The organism is Streptomyces sp. NPDC014870 (assembly GCF_043081505.1).
In the GTDB taxonomy this organism is placed as follows: Bacteria; Actinomycetota; Actinomycetes; order Streptomycetales; family Streptomycetaceae; genus Streptomyces.
Genome location: NZ_JBIBWQ010000002.1, coordinates 294,385 through 312,535 on the forward strand (window position 1 = coordinate 294,385; position 18,151 = coordinate 312,535).

The following is an 18,151-nucleotide window of genomic DNA, read 5'->3' on the forward strand; positions in this document are numbered from 1 at the left end:
GAATGGCGGCATGGTGCGCACACCCCTGACCCCCGAAGAGCGCGAGCGCGGCGAGCGGCTCGGCCGTCTGCTCCGCGAGGCGCGCGGCGACCGCTCGATGGTCGAGATCGCGGCGGTGGCCGGGCTCTCGGCCGAGACCCTCCGCAAGATCGAGACCGGACGGGCCCCGACCCCGGCCTTCTTCACCGTCGCCGCGCTGGCGGCCGCCCTCGGCCTGTCGATGGACGAGCTGGTCGTCCGGTGCGCGCTGGTGCCCGTCTGACGGCCGGCGGGAGCCTCCGCGTACCCTCGACCGCATGATTCCCGAGGAGCTGCGCCGCGGCCGCTACGTCAGCCTGACCACGTTCCGCCGCGACGGCACCGGTGTCGCCACCCCGGTCTGGTACGCCGTGGACGGTGACGAACTGTTCGCGTACTCGCGCTCCGACGCCTGGAAGGTCAAGCGGCTGCGGAACGACCCGCGCGCGGTGGTCGCCGTCTGCGACGTGCGCGGGAACGTGGCCGACGACGCGGTGCGCGTCGAGGGCGTCGGCCGGCTCCTGGAGGGCGAGGAGATGCGGCGGGTGCGGAAGCTGCTGTCGCGCAAGTACACCTGGCAGTACTGGCTCGTCGACTGGCCCGCCACCGTCGCCCGGCTCGGCAAGCGGCCGCACACGGGGATCGCGGTCCGCCTCTGAATTCCGACCCGTTCGCCGCGAGGTGATCGCCCGGCGAAAACAGCCTGTAGTCGTCCCGTAACACGACTGCGGTCGAATGCCCGTGGACCGGAAGGTCCCAGTCGAGTGCGCGGGCGGTGCGGGCGATATGACGGTGTATCAACTCCCGGCGGAAATGGGCGCGTTCGCGCGCTACCTGGGCGGCATGGCGGAGCACCTCGTCGCCGGCGAGGGCTGGTACGGCGTCTTCGCCGGCCGTGACCCCGACGGCCTGCGGGCCTGCTTCGGCGGTACGGAGATCCCGCCCTGGGACGTCGTCGAATCGCTGCTCCAGGACCTGGGCGAGTCGCCGCTGGGTGCCGAGGCGGCCCGGGCCAGGGCCCTGCACGCGGCGGCGGCCGCCGCGCACGATCGACGGCCCGGCGGGGCGGAGGCGCTGGAGGAGCGGCTCGCGGCGATGGAACGCGAGCGCCGGTACGCCGAGGCCCGTGCCGACGAGCTCGCCGCCCGTCTGAGAGCGGCGCCGCACGCCCCGGACGGCGACCGGATCGCCGACGCCCTCGCCTGGGCCGGGGACGACCACGCCCGCGCGACGGCCCGCGTGGCGGAACTGACGGCACGGCGCGCGGCGCTCGGACCCGACGGGGGGCGGGCGCCTGCTCCCGAGCCCGCTCCGGCGTCCGGGGCCGCGCCCGCGCCCGCTGTCCGGCGCAAGCCGCGGGGTGCCCGGTACGCCTGGTTCGACGACGTCGAGGAGGCGCAGCTCCCCGCCCCCGAGCCCCGACCCGAGGCGGTCGCGCTGCCCATGGCGGGCGGCGCGCCCCGGGGGGCCCGGTTCGGCGGCGCGGACGCGGCGCAGGGGGGCGGCCGCGCCGGTACCGCCGGCACGGAACAGGCCGCGACGGAAGCGGCCGCGACCGAGGCGGACGCCGTCCGGGCCGCGGGCAACGCCGTGTACGCCCTCCGGCGGCTGCGCGCCCAGGGCCGCAGCGGCGAGGCGCACGTCCTGCTCTGCGAGGCCGTCGCCGGGCCGCCCGGCTGGCTTCCGGCCCTCGCGGCGGAGCTGCACCGCGTCGGCCTCGGCGCCGACTGGTCCACCCTCCTCTGGGAGGCTGCCTCGCTGCCGCCCGGCCGGCTGGCCGCCGTCGCAGGGGCGCTCGCCGACGCGGGCAGGGTCGAGGACTGCGAACAGCTGCTGCGGCAGGGCGTCGCCCGGCCGGTCGGCGAACTGGCGGGCGCATGTGCCGCGTTGCGCGCCGAGGGGCATCAACGGGAGGCGGACGCCCTGCTCGCGGCCTTCGTCCGGGCCCGTACCCCCGAGGACGCCGCACGTCTCGCCGCCGCCGACCCGCACGCCCTGATCCCCCTGCTGCGCACCGCCGCCCGCACGGTCTCCCCGGCCCGCGAACGCGACCTGGTCCACGCCCTGCGCGTCGCGGGCATGGCCGGAGGGTGAGGCGCCCGGGGGTGTCGGGGGTCGTCAGGGTCACCCGGTGGACCGCCGTCCCGGTCCCGTCGGTGTCACATGGGCGTACCCCTGCGTGTCGGTGCGTGTCCGACATGGACCACTCGGGTATGAAACATGATCGACTCCGGCGGTTCACGGCGGTGGTCTTGCTCCGGGGTGTGACGGGGCTTACGTTCTCCTCCTACGCACCGCGTCTACGGGCGTAGAGGCTCTCTGACGCCGCGCCGAAGGAGCAGCTCATGACCGACGTCGTACGCGCCGCACTCGTCCAGGCGACCTGGACCGGCGACACCGAATCCATGATCGCCAAGCACGAGGAGCACGCCCGCGAGGCGGCCCGGCAGGGTGCCAAGGTCATCGGGTTCCAGGAGGTCTTCAACGCCCCGTACTTCTGCCAGGTGCAGGAGCCCGAGCACTACCGCTGGGCCGAACCCGTCCCGGACGGGCCGACCGTCACACGGATGCGCGAGCTGGCCCGCGAGACCGGCATGGTGATCGTCGTCCCCGTCTTCGAGGTCGAGGGCGCGGGCTTCTACTACAACACCGCCGCCGTCATCGACGCGGACGGCTCCTACCTCGGCAAGTACCGCAAGCACCACATCCCCCAGGTCAAGGGCTTCTGGGAGAAGTACTACTTCCGGCCGGGGAACGCCGGCTGGCCGGTCTTCGACACCGCCGTCGGCAAGGTCGGCGTCTACATCTGCTACGACCGGCACTTCCCGGAAGGGTGGCGCCAACTGGGACTCAACGGAGCCCAGTTGGTCTACAACCCGTCGGCCACGCACCGCGGCCTCTCCTCCTACCTCTGGCAGCTCGAACAGCCCGCGGCCGCCGTCGCCAACGAGTACTTCGTCGCCGCCATCAACCGGGTCGGCATCGAGGAGTACGGCGACAACGACTTCTACGGCACGAGCTACTTCGTCGACCCGCGCGGCCAGTTCGTCGGCGACGTCGCCTCCGACAAGGAGGAGGAACTCCTCGTCCGCGACCTGGACTTCGGGGTGATCGAGCAGGTGCGGCAGCAATGGGCCTTCTACCGCGACCGACGCCCCGACGCCTACGACGGGCTGGTGCGGCCGTGACCGACCTCTACGCCCGCCACCGCGCGGTGATCCCCGACTGGGTCGCCCTCTACTACAAGGACCCCATCGAGATCACCCACGGCGAGGGCCGGCACGTCTGGGACGCCGACGGCCGGAAGTACCTCGACTTCTTCGGCGGCATCCTCACGACCATGACCGCCCACGCCGTGCCCGAGGTCACCAAGGCCGTCGCCGAGCAGGCCGGCCGGATCATCCACTCCTCCACGCTCTACCTCAACCGCCCCATGGTGGAGCTCGCCGAGAGGATCGCCACCCTCTCCGGCATCCCCGACGCCCGGGTCTTCTTCACGACCTCCGGCACCGAGGCCAACGACACGGCCCTACTGCTCGCCACCGCGTACCGCCGCACCAACCAGATCCTGGCGATGCGCAACAGCTACCACGGCCGCTCCTTCTCCACCGTCGGCATCACCGGCAACCGCGCCTGGTCCCCGACGAGCCTCTCCCCGCTCCAGACCCTGTACGTGCACGGCGGCGTCCGCACCCGCGGCCCGTACGCCCAGTACAGCGACGAGCGCTTCGTCGAGGCCTGCGTCGCCGACCTCGAAGACCTCCTCGGCCACACCCGGGACGTCGCCGCGCTGATCGCCGAACCCGTCCAGGGGGTCGGCGGCTTCACCTCGCCGCCCGACGGGCTGTACGCCGCCTTCCGGCGCGTCCTCGACCGGCACGGCATCCTGTGGATCTCCGACGAGGTGCAGACCGGCTGGGGCCGGACCGGCGACAACTTCTGGGGCTGGCAGGCGCACGACCGGGCGGGCCCGCCCGACATGCTCACCTTCGCCAAGGGCATCGGCAACGGCATGTCGGTCGGCGGAGTCGTCGCCCGCGCCGAGATCATGAACTGTCTCGACGCCAACTCCATCTCCACCTTCGGCGGTTCACCGATCACCATGGCCGCGGGCCTGGCCAACCTCGCGTACCTCGTCGAACACGACCTCCAGGGCAACGCGCGGCGTGTCGGCGGCCTGCTGATCGAGCGGCTCCGGGCCGTCAGCGCGGGCATCGACGCCGTACGGGAGGTCCGCGGCCGGGGCCTGATGATCGGCATCGAACTCACCCGGCCCGGCACCGACGAGGCGGACCCGGCGGCGGCCGCGGCCGTCCTGGAGGCCGCCCGCGAGAACGGCCTGCTCATCGGAAAGGGAGGCGGCCACAACACCAGCTCCCTGCGGATCGCCCCGCCGCTCTCGCTCACCGTCGCCGAGGCCGAGGAGGGCGCCGCCATCCTCGAACAGGCCCTGCGTTCCCTGTAGTCCACCGCCTTCAGCCAGGGGGTCACCCGTGAGCACCCGCACCCTCATCCGCGGCGGCCTCGTCGTCACGGCAGCCGACGAGATCCACGCCGACGTCCTGATCGAGGACGGCCGGATCGCCGCCCTCGCGGCGCACGGTTCCGACACGGCCGCCGGCTGGACCGCCGACCGCACGATCGACGCCACCGACCGCTACGTCATCCCGGGCGGTGTCGACGCGCACACCCACATGGAGCTGCCGTTCGGCGGCACCTTCGCCTCCGACACCTTCGAGACCGGCACCCGCGCCGCCGCCTGGGGCGGCACCACCACCATCGTCGACTTCGCCGTCCAGAGCGTCGGCCACTCCCTGCGCGAGGGGCTCGACACCTGGTACGCCAAGGCCGACGGCAACTGCGCCATCGACTACGGCTTCCACATGATCATGTCGGACGTGAACCAGTCGACGCTGAAGGAGATGGACCATCTGGTCCAGGAAGGCGTCAGCTCGTTCAAGCTGTTCATGGCCTACCCGGGGGTCTTCTACTCCGACGACGGGCAGATCCTCCGGGCGATGCAGCGGGCCGCCGACGACGGCGGGCTGATCATGATGCACGCCGAGAACGGCATCGCCATCGACGTCCTGGTCGAACAGGCCCTGGCCCGGGGGGAGACCGATCCCCGCTACCACGGCGAGGTCCGCAAGGCCCTCCTCGAAGCGGAGGCCACCCACCGCGCCATCCAGCTCGCCCGGGTGGCCGGGGCTCCGCTGTACGTCGTCCACGTCTCGGCGGAGGAGGCCGTCGCCGAGCTGGCGGCGGCACGGGACAAGGGCCTGCCGGTCTTCGGCGAGACCTGCCCGCAGTACCTCTTCCTCTCCACGGACAACCTCGCGGAGCCGGACTTCGAGGGCGCCAAGTACGTGTGCAGCACGCCCCTCCGGCCGAAGGAGCACCAGGCGGCCCTCTGGCGCGGCCTGCGGACCAACGACCTCCAGGTGGTCTCCACCGACCACTGCCCGTTCTGCTTCGTCGGCCAGAAGGAGCTGGGCCGGGGGGACTTCTCCAAGATCCCCAACGGCCTGCCGGGCGTGGAGAACCGCATGGACCTGCTCCACCAGGCCGTGGTCGACGGCCACATCTCCCGCCGCCGCTGGATCGAGATCGCCTGCGCGTCCCCGGCGCGGATGTTCGGCCTGTACCCCCAGAAGGGCACGATCGCGCCGGGTGCGGACGCCGACGTCGTGATCTACGACCCGCACGCCACCCAGACGTTGTCGGCGGAGACCCACCACATGAACGTCGACTACTCGGCGTACGAGGGGAAGACCGTCACCGGCCAGGTCGAGACCGTCCTGTCACGCGGCGAACTCGTCATCGACCAGCGGAAGTTCACCGGGCGCGCCGGTCACGGCGTCTTCACCCCGCGATCCACCTGCCAGTACCTGAACTAGGAGAACGACGACGTGGACTTCGGACTCGTCCTGCAGACCGACCCGCCCGCATCCGAGGTGGTCGGCCTGATGCGCCGTGCGGAGCGCAACGGCTTCCGCTACGGCTGGACCTTCGACTCCGCCGTGCTGTGGCAGGAGCCGTTCGTCATCTACAGCCAGATCCTCGAACACACGACGAAGATGCACGTCGGCCCCATGGTCACCAACCCGGGCACCCGCACCTGGGAGGTGACCGCCTCCACCTTCGCCACCCTCAACGACATGTACGGCAACCGGACCGTCTGCGGCATCGGCCGCGGCGACTCCGCGATGCGGGTCGCCGGCCGCAAGCCCAACACCCTGGCCCGGCTCGGCGAGGCCATCGACGTCATCCGCGACCTCGCCGAGGGCCGCGAGGCCGAGGTGGACGGCAACCCGATCCGTATCCCCTGGGTGAAGGAGGGCAGGCTCCCGGTCTGGATGGCGGCGTACGGCCCCAAGGCCCTCGCGCTCGCCGGGCAGAAGGCCGACGGCTTCATCCTCCAGCTCGCCGACCCCTTCCTGACCGAGTGGATGGTGAAGGCGGTCCGCCAGGCCGCGGCCGACGCCGGCCGCGACCCCGACGCCCTCACCATCTGCGTCGCGGCGCCCGCGTACGTCGGCGACGACCTGGCGCACGCCCGGGACCAGTGCCGGTGGTTCGGCGGGATGGTCGGCAACCACGTCGCCGACCTCGTCGCCCGGTACGGCGAGCACTCGGGCATGGTCCCGGACGCGCTCACCGCGTACATCAAGGACCGCCACGGCTACGACTACAGCCACCACGGCCGGGCCGGAAACCCCGACACCGAGTTCGTCCCGGACGAGATCGTCGACCGGTTCTGCCTGCTCGGCCCCGCCGAGGCCCACATCGCCAAGCTCCGGCAGCTGCGGGCCCTCGGCGTCGACCAGTTCGCCGTCTACAACATGCACGACAGCCGGGAGGGCACCATCGACGCCTACGGCTCCGAGATCATCCCCGCGATCAACTCCTGACCCGCACGCGCGGGTCCTAGAAGCCCGGCGGGCAGGCGGCGAGCAGGGGCAGCAGCGGGGCCGTCAGGGCCAGCGACGCCGCCGATCCCCGCACCGCAGGGTGTGGGGCCCGGCCGGGGGCGAGGAGGCGACGCATCCGGAGCAGCGCGGTCGAGCCGCCCGCGCCGAAGGCGCCCTTCGGGGTGCGACCGGCAGCCAGCTCGTACATCGCCGTCGCGAGGACCTCGCCGTGATGGCTCCGCAGCGCGTGGTCGTCGGCGATCATCTCCACCAGGATCGCCATCTGCTCCCGCGCGCGGCGAGCGAGCGGTACCCACGGGAACACGCCGGCGAACGCGCGGGTCGCCGCGATCAGCAGATGGTGCCGCCCGGCGACGTGCGCGCGCTCGTGCTCCAGGACGGCCGCGAGCTGCTCGTCGGTGAGCAACCGCACGGCCGCCTCGCTCACGACGACGCGCGGGCGGAAGCCGGGCAGGCAGTACGCCGTGGGCGCGCCGTGCGGCAGGACGGTCGCCCGCAGCCGGTCGCAGCGCACCCCCACCTTGTCGAGCCGGTCGCGGTGCCGCGCCCGCGCCACCCCCGCGCGCAGCACGTGGAAGGCGAACGCGCCGAGGACGGTGGCCACCACTGTCGACGGCAGGAGCGTCGCGAGCAGGCCGGCCGTGGAGGGGTCGGGAGCGGCAGCGCCGTCCGTACCGACGCCGCAGGCGTGCAGGAGTCCCACAAGACCGGCGTGCAGATGCTCCGTGGGCGCGGCCAGTTGAGACGTGGCCAGCACGGCCGTGAGCGTGAAGGAGACGAGGAGCGCGAGCCACACCGCGGCGCCCAGCACGGGGGCACGGTGCGGCCACGCGCTGCGCACCAGCACCCACGGGCCGGCCGTGCCGACGAGGGCCGCGTAACCCAGGAGCGCGGGGGCCGCGTTCACTGCTTCGTCCGCCGCCCGACGGTCCGGAGCGCCTTGCGGAGCGCCGCGATCTCGTCGGCGTCGAGGTTCCCGACGAAGTGGACGAGGGCGCCCTCGCGGTCCTCGCTCGCCTCCAGGCCGTCCTCCATCAGCGCCGCCGAGTACGCCTCACGGCTCGCGGCCGCCCGGTACCGCCAGATCCGGCCGTCGCGGGCCCGGGTCAGATGGCCCTTGTGGAAGAGGATGCTGGTGACCGTGGTCACGGTCGTGTAGGCCACCTCCCTGTGGAGGTTGATGTCGTCGACGACCTCACGGACGGTGGCGGGGCGGTCCCAGCGCCAGAAGCGGTCCATGATCTCCGCTTCCAGTTCCCCCAGCCGCCGCATGGCCCGTTCCTCTCCGCCGAAACCTTCGGATTCATAGTAGAGGGGCGTTCGAGCGGGGTGAGCGCCCTCGGTGCCGCACGCGGGGGCGGGCGCCGCGCGAGCGCCCGCCCCCTCTCGCTCCCGTCGGGTCAGACGGTCACGGTGCGCGGACGGAGTTCGGTCGAAGGACCGGCGAGCCGGCCGGTCCGGTGCAGTCCGTACAGCGCGGCGGTGCACGCGAGGCCGAGCGCGGTGAGCGCGAGCCAGGGCAGCGCGGAAAGACCGGCCCTCCGCGCCGCGTCGAGCGCGGCCCCCGTCAGGAGGTTGCCCAGGGTGATGCCGATTCCGCAGACCGTGTTGTACAGGCCGTAGTGCGTGGCCACGAGCCGGTCGCCCGAGAGCCGGACGATGGTGTCCATCTCGAAGGGGTACGCGATCATCGTCCCCACCGCGAGGAGGAGCGCGCAGAGCGTCGGCGGTACGGAGGCCAGCAGCCACCGGCCGAGGCCCTCACCCGGCACGGGGACCGCCGCGGCCAGGAGCAGCGGCACGAAGGCCACGCCCATGACGAGCAGTCCCCGGGTGAGGGCGCGCCCCGGTGCCATGCGCGCCTTGCACCAGGCGGTCACCCGTGTCTGGAAGAGGATCGTCGTCAGCCCGGACACCGCGAACAGCACGGCCACGGCCGCCGTCCCGAACGTTCCCTCGCCGCCGAGCCGCCGCACCTCCAGCGGCAGCGCGAGGTAGACCTGGAAGGACAGGACGTACGAGCCGATCATGGCCACCGAGAACAGGACGAACGGGCGGTTGCGGAGAATGCCGCGCCACTCGGCGAGCACGCTCCGCCCCTCCTTCTCCTTCGGCTCCTCCCCCCGGCGGGCCGGCAGGGCACGGATCTGCACCACGCTCAGCACGGCGAAGGTCCCCGCCGCGACCAGGCAGGTGACGCGGAAGTCGACCCCGGTCAGCACCATGCCCACCAGCGGCCCGAGCAGGATGCCCGCCTGGTAGAAGACGTTGAACAGCGCGAACGCCTCCACTCTCCGCTCACCGGCGTCGACGGCGAGGTAGGCGCGGGTGGCCGGGTTGAACAGCGCGCCGGCCAGGCCGGTGGCCGCCGAGGCGGCGATCAGTGCGGGCACGGAGTCGACCAGGCCGAGGGTCGCGAAGCCCACCGTCCGCAGCACGAGACCGGCGATGATCAAGGGCTTGTAGCCGAGCCGGTCCGCGAGCGTGCCCCCGACGAGGAACATGCCCTGCTGACTGAAGTTGCGCACGCCGAGGATCAACCCGACCAGCCAGCCGGCGAGCCCGAGCGGCCCGGCCAGGTGCGCGGCGAGGTACGGCATCAGCATGTAGAAGCCGAGGTTGATCGTGAACTGGTTCACCATCAACAGCCGCACGCTCCGTTCGTACGAACGGAACTGGGAGTACGTGCCCTTCATCAGGCCTGCCCCTCCGCGCGCTCCTCCGTGCCGTCGTCGCCCGCCGTGACGTCGCGGTCCTCCGCGGTGAGCGTGAGCGGGTCGACCACGGTGGCGCAGCGGGTCCAGCGGGTGACCTCCTTCTCGTCGAGGCGGCCGATGACGTCCGGTTCGGGCGACGGCGGGGTGTCGAGAAGGCCGTGCGCGGCGCAGTAGTCGTCGTCGTACACGGTGCCGAGATAGCGCTGCGGTCCGTCGGGGAAGACCGCCGCGATCCTGGCCTCCTGGGGCAGCGAGCGGGCGAGCCAGCCGGCCACGAGCGCGACCGCGCCGACGCTCCAACCGCCTGTCGCGTAGTGGGAGGTGGCGAGTTGGCGGCAGGTCCACACCGCCTCGGCCGGCGCCACCCAGTGCACCTCGTCGAACCGCTCGTACGCGACGTTGCGCGGGTAGATGCTCGATCCGAGCCCGCGCATCAGCCGCGGCCGGGCCGGCTGGCCGAAGATCGTCGAACCGATGGTGTCGACCCCCACGAGGGTCAGATCCGGATACAACTGCCGCAGGACGCGAGAGACGCCCGCCGAGTGCCCGCCGGTGCCCACGCTGCACACCAGGACGTCGATGTGCCCCAGCTCCGCGGCGAGTTCGAGGGCCAGCGGCGTGTACGCGGTGGTGTTGTCCGGGTTGTTGTACTGGTCCGGGCACCAGGAACCCGGGTGCTGTTCGAGGAGTTGGCCGACCCGGTCCCGGCGGGCCTGCTGCCAGCCGCCGACGGGGTGCGCCTCGGTGACCACGTTGACCTGGGCGCCGTACGCGGCGAGCAGCCGGGTCATGGAGAGTTCCAGGCCCGGGTCGGTGACCAGGGTGACGGGGTGACCGTGGACCATGCCGGCGAGCGCGAGGCCGAGGCCGAGTGTGCCGCTGGTGGACTCGATGATGCGGGCACCGGGGCGCAGGTCGCCCCGGGCGCGGGCCCGTTCGACCATGTGGAGACCCGGGCGGTCCTTGATGCCGCCGGGGTTGAAGCCCTCCAGCTTGGCCCAGAAGCCGCGGCCGGCCGGGGTGAGGGGCTCGGAGATCCGCAGCAGGGGCGTGTTGCCCACAAGCCCGGACAGGGCGGAGCGGGTGGGGGGTGTGGCGTCGGTGGTCGAGGAGTGCATGGTTTCGCTCTCGATTCGATGGTGCGCGTCAGGGTGGGTTCGGGGGAGCGGCCGCGCGGTGCGCGGACGGGAGCCGAACGGCCTACACGCGCCACCGGCAGACGCGGATCTGCGTCGAACGGCCTGGTTCCGCCATGGCGGCCCGGCCGTGCGGAGGGCGCTCGCCGCGTTCCGCGGGCGAGGCCGGTCCGTCGTCGATCGCCATGGCCGATGTGGCGGCTGGGGCGGAAGTGGCGGCGTCGGGCGCCTGCCGTGGCAGGAGATGGGCGTCGGCCATCAGACCGGGGGCGGTGCAACCGCCGCCGCCGTGATGGTGGCGCGGATGCTGAGGGAACCCGCCGTCGGGCGGGGCGACTTGGAGGTCGACGGCGAGGGTGCTCGCGGTGGCCGTGCTTCTCTCCGCCCAGGGGTGCGCGGTGTCACCGAGCGGGGCGAAGCAGAGCACGGCCGACAGGAGCAGGGCGCCGATGACGGCGGCGAGCAAGGGGGTGCCGTGGGGTGGGCGGGTCGCAGGTCCTCCGGGCGGCGGTCCTCGGTCCCGCGAGCGCAGGAGGGAGACGCCCCGCGACGGTCGGGGGTGTGGGGGGTGGTACGCGAGCGGGTCTCGGGTCCGACGCGCGAGCTGGTCCGCGCCGGCGCGGCAGGGAGCCGGGGCCGCGTTCTAGACCTGAAGGACCGCTGAGGCTCTGGGCGTTGACGCCGACGGCACGGCTGCCCGGCTCATCGCGGCGTCGTTCCGGCAGCAGACCTGGACCGCGTGGGCCGCCTCGGTCTGTCGTGCGCCGCACGGTGCGCCGGGTGCGGGCGTTCCCGTCGGTGTCAACGGCGAGCACTCGTGTGCGGGATGGCTCGGGTCGTGCTTGCCGGAGCTTCCCGCGAGGCCGACGAGGGCGCCGACCACGGCGGAGGCCGGGACGGACGCGGCGGGGGAGGAGGCGACCGAGGTCTTGTGCGCGTCAGATCCGTACACGTCGGCTCCGTGCCCGGCCAGGAGACCGAACAGCAGCGCGGCCAGACCGAGTAGACGTCGCAGCCCCGCCGAGGAGCGGGAATGCGGCGCACGCGAACGCGGCCGGGCTGTCATCACGCCGTGATCCTAACCATCGCTCGGGGCCGGTTCTGAATTCCATGGGAAACGCGGCGTGAATTCGAGGGTGAGTTATCGGCCAATCGGCCGATCCGCTTTTCCTTTCGCGTCAGCCGATGCGTACGCCCCACATGAACGGCATGCCGCTGCGGGCGATGGATTCGTACCGGACCTGCGCACCCGGCTTGGGCGAGTGCAGGATCTGCCCGTTGCCCGCGTAGAAGCCGACATGGCTGAGATCGGTGCGCATGATGACGAGGTCTCCGGGCTTCAGCGCGCCGAGAGAGTCGATGCGGGTCCCGGCGGCCGCCTGCGCCTGGGAGGTGCGGGGTACCGTCACGCCCGCCTGGCGGAAGGCCCAGGAGGTCAGACCGGAGCAGTCGAAGGACGCCGGGCCGCTCGCGCCCCAGACGTACGGCATGCCGACCCGGCTCCTGGCCGCGGCGAAGGCCTCGGCGGCGCGCTGGGAGGCACTCGCCTCGTTCCCGAGGTTCACCCGTGCGCTCGCCCGGTTGGCCCGGTCCTCCTCCTGGGCGATCCGCGTCCGTTCCTTCGCCGACAGCGTGTTGAGGAGCCGCTGTGCCTCGCGCAGCTTGCCCTGGATCTCGGCCTTGCGCCCGCCCAGCTGCTTCTGCGCGGCGTCGAGGTCGCCCAGTTTCCGCGTCGCCTCCCCGCGCTGCAGTCGCAGGGCCTGCTGCTGGGAGAGGAACTGCCGGAGGACCGCGGCCTGTCGCTCGCCCGCCCGGTCCAGCGCGGACGCCTTCGCCAGGTAGGTGTCGGGGTCCTCGGAGAGGAAGAGCTGGAGCGCGGGATCGAGGCCGCCCGAGCGGTACTGGCCCGCCGCCACCGTGCCGAGCCGGTCGCGTAGTTCGTTCACCTCGCCCTGCCGGCGGGCCACCGCGTCCTGGAGCGCCTTCGTCTCCCCCCTGAGCCTGTCGGCCTTCTCCTTGGCGCCGTTGTACTGCTCCGTCGCCTGGGTCGCCTGCTCGTAGAGGCGGTCCACCTGCGCCCTGACGCCTTTCTTGTTGGGGTCGGGCAGGGGGTCGGCGGAGGCCGGCTGGACGGAAAGGGCCACGGCCGCCGCGGCGGTGGCGGTGACGAAACCGGTACGGCGCGGATGGGGCTGGGGCGGGCGGCGGTGGGCTGCCATTGCGGAGCTCCTTCTTCCTGGGGCGCGGACGGTCTTGGCGACCGCCGGACAGGGGCCGGTGAAAGCTTCGTAGATTCTAAGTTGCTTAGATGACTAGGTCGAGAGCGGCCCCTGCGGACGACCGCGGGGACGCGGCGGGGAACCGCCGGGCGGGGCGGGGCGTGACAGTGAGCGCGGGGAGTCGGGGCCGACGGGGAGGGTGCGGGGATGCCGGACGCGGGCGCGATACGCGAAGTGTTATGTGAGACAGCCGAGTTGCGGGAGCGCGCCCGGCAGGATCCGGGGCGGTACCTGCCGCGGCTCGGGGCGTGTCTGCACGGGCTGGCCTCGCTGTTGGCCGAGGACCCCGAGCGGTTCGGCGAGTCGGCGGAGGTGCTCGGGGAGGCCGTCGACGTCTTCCGGAAGCTCGCCGCGCTCGATGCCGAAGGGCACGCCTCCGGACTCGCCGCCACGCTGGGCCGCCGTGCCCTCGTCCTCGGCCTGCTCGGCCGGCGGGCGGAGGCGTACGAACAGGCCCGTGAGGCCACCGGCCTGCTGCGGGACCTCGCCCGGCGCGACCCCGGTCTCCACCTGCCCGACCTTGCCTGGTCGCTCACCAACCTCGGCAACCAGCTCGCCGAGCTGGGGCGCCATCACGAGGCTCTGGAGGTGATCCGCGAGGCCGTGGCGATCCGGCGCCGGCTGGGAGAGCGGGACGCGCTCGCCTCCGCGCTCGGCGAACTGGGCATCAAGCTGGGCGAGATGGGGCGCGGCGACGAGGGCGTCGTCACCCTCCGCGAGGCCGTCGACCTCTTTCGCGCCGCCGCGCCCCGCGCGGATCCCGGGGAGCGCTACGCGACGGTCCTCGCCCTCGTCCACCAACTGCACCAACTCGGCCGTGAGGCCGAAGCCGCCCCGTACGTGGCCGAGTTCGTGGACCTGCGTCGGTCCGTCGCGACGAGCGATCCCAGTCGACTCGCCCTGACGGAAGCGCTGTTGCGCCGCCATGGGTACACGGTGACGTCGGACGGCCGGTTCCGGCGCGAGTCCTCGGGATCGAGGAGCTCCTCGGGCTCCTCCTCGCCGCCGCGCCCTTCCGTCCCGCTCGACCGCGTGCACGGCATGAACGACCAGGCCCTGCGGCTCGTCTCGGCCGGGAACCTCGATCTGGCCGCCGAGATCCTGCGCGACGCCGTCGCCCTGTGCCGTACGTCCGCCGCCGCCGGAACCCGTACCGCCACCGGCGCACCCACTCGTACCGGCGACGGCGCCGACGTCGCCCTGGCGCTGGCCCGGTCCCTGCACAACCAGGCGCTGACCCAGGGCTGGCTCGGCCGGCCTGCCGACGCCCTCGCCTCCGCCGACGAGGCCGTCGGCCTCTACCGGCGGCACCTGAAGGCCCATACGCGCCGGATCCGCCCCGCTCTGGCCGACTCCCTCGACAGCCTCGGCAACCGGCTCGCCGCCCTCGGCCGCCATGTCGACGCGCTCGCGGCGGCCGAGGAGTCCGTCGCCCTCTTCCGGCGGCTCGCCGAGGACGACCCCAGGACGCACCTGCCGAGCCTCGCCCGAGCGATGAACAACCTGAGCATCCGCCTCACCGACACCGGCCGTCATGACGAGGCGCTGCGCTCCTCGCGGGAGGTCGTCGCGATCTACCGCGGGCTGCGGGTGGACGACCCGGAGAAGCACCTGGACGGGGCGATCCACGCCCTCGCCAACCTCGCCCTCCGGCTGGCCCGCGCGGACCGCGAGGACGAGGTCCTCGCGCCCACCATGGAGGCGGTCGACCTCCTCTTCGGCGCACGGGGCCCGCACCACCCGACCAGCGATGTCGCGCGCCTCGCGGAGTCCCTCAGCTGGCTCGCCCGGTACCTGAGGAAGCACGGCCGCCGCGGCGAGGCCCGGACGGTGCGCAGAGCGGCGGCGGCACTGCGCCCCTGAGCGCGGGGGCCGCGATCCGCCGGTCAGTCCCTAGCCCTGTCTGCGGACCATCTCGTCGATCCAGATCGGCGCGAACGGGGAGGTGCAGCCGGGGGACGTCGGGTAGTCCTTGAGGACCTCGAGCTTCTCGCCGATGCCGATCGCGCGGGTGCGGTACGCGGGGTGCTGGATGCCGATCTGGGCCAGGCAGGTGTTCATGGCCCACTGCAGGCGGTCCGGAGCGTCCTTCATGTGCGACTCGATGACGTCGAGGAGTCCCGCGAGGTCCAGGCCGTCGGGCTTCTTCACCACGCGCTCGGCGGTCAGCGCCCAGCCTGCGCTCGCGACCGCCGGGTCCGGATCGGCGGTCCAGGCGAGGCGCAGTTCCTCGGCGTGCGGGCTCTTCTTCACCACGTAGTTCACGAGCCAGTCCTGGACCTTGGGGGCGCGCGCCTCGCGCACCATGCGGTCCAGTTCGTTCTGTTCGTACGCCTTCGGGCGGCTGATCAGGATCGCCAGCAGGCGCGCCGCCGTGTCGTCCGTCGCCCAGAGTCCGCGCGCCAGCTCCTGCTGCGTCCTGAGCCGCTTCGCGACCGCGCGCAGCTTTCCGAGGTTCACGCCGTGATCGTCGCCGTGCCGCTCGTTCACGGCGCGCGCCTTCGGGTCTTCGAGGGCGGCCAGCTCGGCCATCACCTCGGCGACCGTCGTCCCGGTCGAGTCTGTCGCGGCCACCTCGGTCTCCTCCCGATCCACCTGCCCGATCAGCCTACGTGACCCTGCTGACAAGGAGGCTACTCTCCAGTAAGGTTCCGGCATCTTCGAGACGAGGGGGCTGGCGTGAGCGCGGTCGAGCACAGCGGACTGGCCGAGCGGGCGCGGCAGTTGGCCGAGGGTACGGTCACCTCGACGGCCCTCGTCCAGGCGGCCCTCGACCGGATCGAGGCTACCCAACCCACCCTGAACGCCTTCCGCTGCATCCGCCCGGAGGCCGCCCTCGCCGAGGCCGCGGAGGCCGACCGCAGGCTCGCCGCCGGGGAACGGCTGCCGCTGCTCGGCGTGCCGATGGCCGTCAAGGACGACACCGACGTCGCCGGGCTGCCCACCCGCTTCGGCTGCGCCGGGGACATCCCCGCCGCGACGGAGGACGGCGAGGCGGTACGGCGGCTCAAGGCGGCCGGGGCCGTGATCGTCGGCAAGACGAACTCCTGCGAGCTCGGCCAGTGGCCGTTCACCGAGGGCCCGGCGTTCGGAGCCACCCGCAACCCGTGGAACACCGATCACACCCCCGGTGGCTCCTCCGGCGGATCGGCGGCCGCCGTCGCCGCCGGGATCGTGCCCGCCGCGCTCGGCTCCGACGGCGCGGGCTCCATCCGCATACCCGCCGCCTGGACCCACCTCGTCGGCATCAAACCGCAGCGCGGCCGGGTCTCCGTCCACCCGTACGACGACTGCTTCCAGGGACTCACCGTCAACGGCCCGCTCGCCCGGACCGTCGGCGACGCCGCCCTGCTCCTCGACGCGGTCGCCGGGCCGCATCCCGGCGACCGCTTCCAGCCCACCGTCGTCGACGCCTCGGCCGCGGCCCGCAGGGAGCCCGGCCGGCTGCGGATCGCGCTCGCCTGGCAGGCGCCGTTCACCGCCACGTACAACCCCCTCGACCGCGCCGTACGGCGCGCCGTCGCCGATCTCGCCGACGCGCTCAGCGGTCTCGGTCACACCGTCGAGGAGGCGCGCCCCCGCTACGGGCTCATCGGGCTGAGCTTCCTGCCGCGCGCGGCCGCGGGGATCGCCGAGTACGCCGACCGGCACCCTCAGCCGGAGCTGCTCGATCCGCGCACCCGCAGCGCCGCGGGCAGCGGTCGCAGGCTCGCCGGGCGGCCCCTGCGCGCGGCCCGCGCCCGCGAATCCCGCCAGCACCGCAGGATCGGCGCGCTCTTCGACACGTACGACGTGCTGCTCGCGCCGACGACGGCCGTTCCCCCGCCCCGTATCGGCACCTTCGACGCCATGCCTGCCTGGCGCACGGACCTGACGATGGCCTCCGCCTGCCCGTACGCCTGGCCCTGGAACGTCCTCGGCTGGCCGGGTGTGAACGTACCCGCCGGCTTCACCCCCGAGGGTCTTCCCGTCGGCGCCCAGCTTCTCGGGCCCGCGGGCAGTGAGCCGCTCCTCGTCTCGCTCGCGGCCCAACTGGAGGACGACCAGAAGTGGTTCGCCCACCGCCCGCCCGCGCCGGACCGGACGCGGCCCGCCCCCAAGGGGTGAAACCGTCCGAGAGGTACTCCGCGGGGAAACGGAGGGTTACGAGGACGGCGCTTCGGGTGTCAGACCGCCGTGCTTAGCTGGACGCATGACTGCAGTGACTGGACGCACGACCGAAGAGTTTCTCGAGCACGTCCTCGGCGGTGGTACGACCGAGGTGGAGGAGGCCGTCCGCAAGGCGGCCGCCGCCGAGATCACGCCGCGCTTCCGGCAGCTGGACGCGCACGAGATCGACGAGAAGAACGGGCCGCACGACCTCGTGACGGTCGCCGACCGGGCCGCCGAGGCCCACCTCACCGCGTCCCTCACGGCTCTGCTCCCCGGCTCGGTGGTCGTCGGCGAGGAGGCCGTCCACGCCGACCCGACGGTGTACGAAGCCATCCGGGGCGACGCCCCCGTGTGGATCGTGGACCCCGTCGACGGCACCCGCCAGTTCGTGCGCGGCGAGTCCGGGTTCTGCACGCTCGTGGCCCTCGCGGTCCGCGGCGAGCTGCTCGCCTCCTGGACCTTCGCCCCCGTGCTCGACGAGATGGCGATCGCCGTGCGCGGGCGCGGCGCCACGCTCAACGGCGCGCCGATACGGGCTGGTTCGCCCGCCCCCGGGGCGGCCCTGCGGGTCGCCACGTCCCACCCCGACTACACCACCGACGACCAGAAGGCCGCCCTGCTCGGCCTGCGCGTCGAGGGCGTGCACCCGCGTCCCTGCGGCTCCGCCGGACTCGAGTACCTGGCCGTGGCCCGGGGCGACCTCGACGCCACCGCCTTCTCCTGGGAGTACGCCTGGGACCACGCCGCCGGCCTGCTCCTCGTGGCCGAGGCGGGCGGCGCGGACACGACCGTCGCGGGCGAGCCGTTCCGGATCACCGGTGGCAACGCGCTGCCCTTCACCGCGGCGCGCGACCAGGCCACCGCCGAGCGGATCCGGACACTGCTCCAGGGGCGGTGATCCGCGCCGACGCGCCGGA

General features: G+C 73.1%; 18 protein-coding genes. 10 read left to right on the top strand and 8 right to left on the bottom strand.

Annotated elements, in window-relative coordinates; genetic code table 11:
- The first annotated feature begins 10 nt into the window (after positions 1–10).
- The 7 genes from ACF09C_RS05945 to ACF09C_RS05975 all read left to right on the top strand — a co-directional run bounded on the left by ACF09C_RS05945 (position 11) and on the right by ACF09C_RS05975 (position 6,929).
- Positions 11–262: a helix-turn-helix transcriptional regulator gene (locus tag ACF09C_RS05945; RefSeq protein WP_362412420.1), complete on the top strand. Its 252-nt coding sequence runs from the start codon at positions 11–13 to the stop codon at positions 260–262.
- A 34-nt stretch (positions 263–296) separates the two neighbouring features.
- Positions 297–677 carry a PPOX class F420-dependent oxidoreductase gene (locus ACF09C_RS05950; RefSeq protein ID WP_362412417.1) on the top strand — a complete coding sequence of 127 codons (381 nt, stop codon included), beginning with the start codon at positions 297–299 and terminating at the stop codon, positions 675–677.
- A 127-nt stretch (positions 678–804) separates the two neighbouring features.
- On the top strand, positions 805–2,112 hold the full coding sequence (locus tag ACF09C_RS05955; RefSeq protein ID WP_392089187.1) for a UL36 very large tegument protein: 1,308 nt from the start codon (positions 805–807) through the stop codon (positions 2,110–2,112).
- A gap of 251 nt (positions 2,113–2,363) precedes the next feature.
- A complete protein-coding gene (locus tag ACF09C_RS05960; protein ID WP_392089189.1) occupies positions 2,364–3,206 on the top strand; it encodes a nitrilase-related carbon-nitrogen hydrolase in 843 nt (280 codons plus the stop codon).
- Positions 3,203–4,483, top strand: coding sequence for an aspartate aminotransferase family protein (locus ACF09C_RS05965; protein ID WP_392089191.1), 1,281 nt, complete (start codon positions 3,203–3,205; stop codon positions 4,481–4,483). Before ACF09C_RS05960 ends, ACF09C_RS05965 begins: the two co-directional genes overlap by 4 nt.
- 28 nt (positions 4,484–4,511) lie before the next feature.
- Positions 4,512–5,915, top strand: coding sequence for a dihydropyrimidinase (gene hydA / locus ACF09C_RS05970; protein WP_392089193.1), 1,404 nt, complete (start codon positions 4,512–4,514; stop codon positions 5,913–5,915).
- A 12-nt stretch (positions 5,916–5,927) separates the two neighbouring features.
- On the top strand, positions 5,928–6,929 hold the full coding sequence (locus ACF09C_RS05975) for a TIGR03842 family LLM class F420-dependent oxidoreductase (RefSeq protein ID WP_392089195.1): 1,002 nt from the start codon (positions 5,928–5,930) through the stop codon (positions 6,927–6,929).
- Positions 6,930–6,945: 16 nt separating this feature from the next.
- Here the strand turns inward: ACF09C_RS05975 and ACF09C_RS05980 are convergent, their stop codons facing one another.
- The 7 genes from ACF09C_RS05980 to ACF09C_RS06010 all read right to left on the bottom strand — a co-directional run bounded on the left by ACF09C_RS05980 (position 6,946) and on the right by ACF09C_RS06010 (position 13,022).
- A complete protein-coding gene (locus ACF09C_RS05980) occupies positions 6,946–7,857 on the bottom strand; it encodes a M56 family metallopeptidase (protein WP_392089197.1) in 912 nt (303 codons plus the stop codon).
- Complete coding sequence (locus ACF09C_RS05985) at positions 7,854–8,222, bottom strand: BlaI/MecI/CopY family transcriptional regulator (protein ID WP_392089198.1); 369 nt, start codon at positions 8,220–8,222, stop codon at positions 7,854–7,856. Before ACF09C_RS05985 ends, ACF09C_RS05980 begins: the two co-directional genes overlap by 4 nt.
- A 128-nt stretch (positions 8,223–8,350) precedes the next feature.
- Positions 8,351–9,646 carry an MDR family MFS transporter gene (locus ACF09C_RS05990; protein WP_392089200.1) on the bottom strand — a complete coding sequence of 432 codons (1,296 nt, stop codon included), beginning with the start codon at positions 9,644–9,646 and terminating at the stop codon, positions 8,351–8,353.
- A complete protein-coding gene (locus ACF09C_RS05995) occupies positions 9,646–10,785 on the bottom strand; it encodes a PLP-dependent cysteine synthase family protein (RefSeq protein ID WP_392089202.1) in 1,140 nt (379 codons plus the stop codon). Before ACF09C_RS05995 ends, ACF09C_RS05990 begins: the two co-directional genes overlap by 1 nt.
- 82 nt (positions 10,786–10,867) lie before the next feature.
- Complete coding sequence (locus ACF09C_RS06000; RefSeq protein ID WP_392089204.1) at positions 10,868–11,269, bottom strand: hypothetical protein; 402 nt, start codon at positions 11,267–11,269, stop codon at positions 10,868–10,870.
- 177 nt (positions 11,270–11,446) lie between these two features.
- Entirely contained in the window at positions 11,447–11,755 is a 309-nt protein-coding gene (locus ACF09C_RS06005; protein ID WP_392089206.1) for a hypothetical protein, read from the bottom strand.
- A gap of 226 nt (positions 11,756–11,981) precedes the next feature.
- A complete protein-coding gene (locus ACF09C_RS06010) occupies positions 11,982–13,022 on the bottom strand; it encodes a C40 family peptidase (protein ID WP_392089208.1) in 1,041 nt (346 codons plus the stop codon).
- A gap of 234 nt (positions 13,023–13,256) precedes the next feature.
- Here ACF09C_RS06010 and ACF09C_RS06015 point away from each other — a divergent pair, with 234 nt between their 5' ends.
- On the top strand, positions 13,257–14,945 hold the full coding sequence (locus ACF09C_RS06015) for a tetratricopeptide repeat protein (RefSeq protein WP_392089210.1): 1,689 nt from the start codon (positions 13,257–13,259) through the stop codon (positions 14,943–14,945).
- Positions 14,946–14,975: 30 nt separating this feature from the next.
- Here the strand turns inward: ACF09C_RS06015 and ACF09C_RS06020 are convergent, their stop codons facing one another.
- Complete coding sequence (locus ACF09C_RS06020; protein WP_392090233.1) at positions 14,976–15,614, bottom strand: DNA alkylation repair protein; 639 nt, start codon at positions 15,612–15,614, stop codon at positions 14,976–14,978.
- Positions 15,615–15,761: 147 nt separating this feature from the next.
- Between ACF09C_RS06020 and ACF09C_RS06025 the strand changes: the two genes are divergently transcribed.
- Complete coding sequence (locus ACF09C_RS06025; protein WP_392089211.1) at positions 15,762–17,189, top strand: amidase; 1,428 nt, start codon at positions 15,762–15,764, stop codon at positions 17,187–17,189.
- A gap of 85 nt (positions 17,190–17,274) precedes the next feature.
- A complete protein-coding gene (locus tag ACF09C_RS06030) occupies positions 17,275–18,132 on the top strand; it encodes an inositol monophosphatase family protein (protein ID WP_392089213.1) in 858 nt (285 codons plus the stop codon).
- Positions 18,133–18,151: the final 19 nt, after the last annotated feature.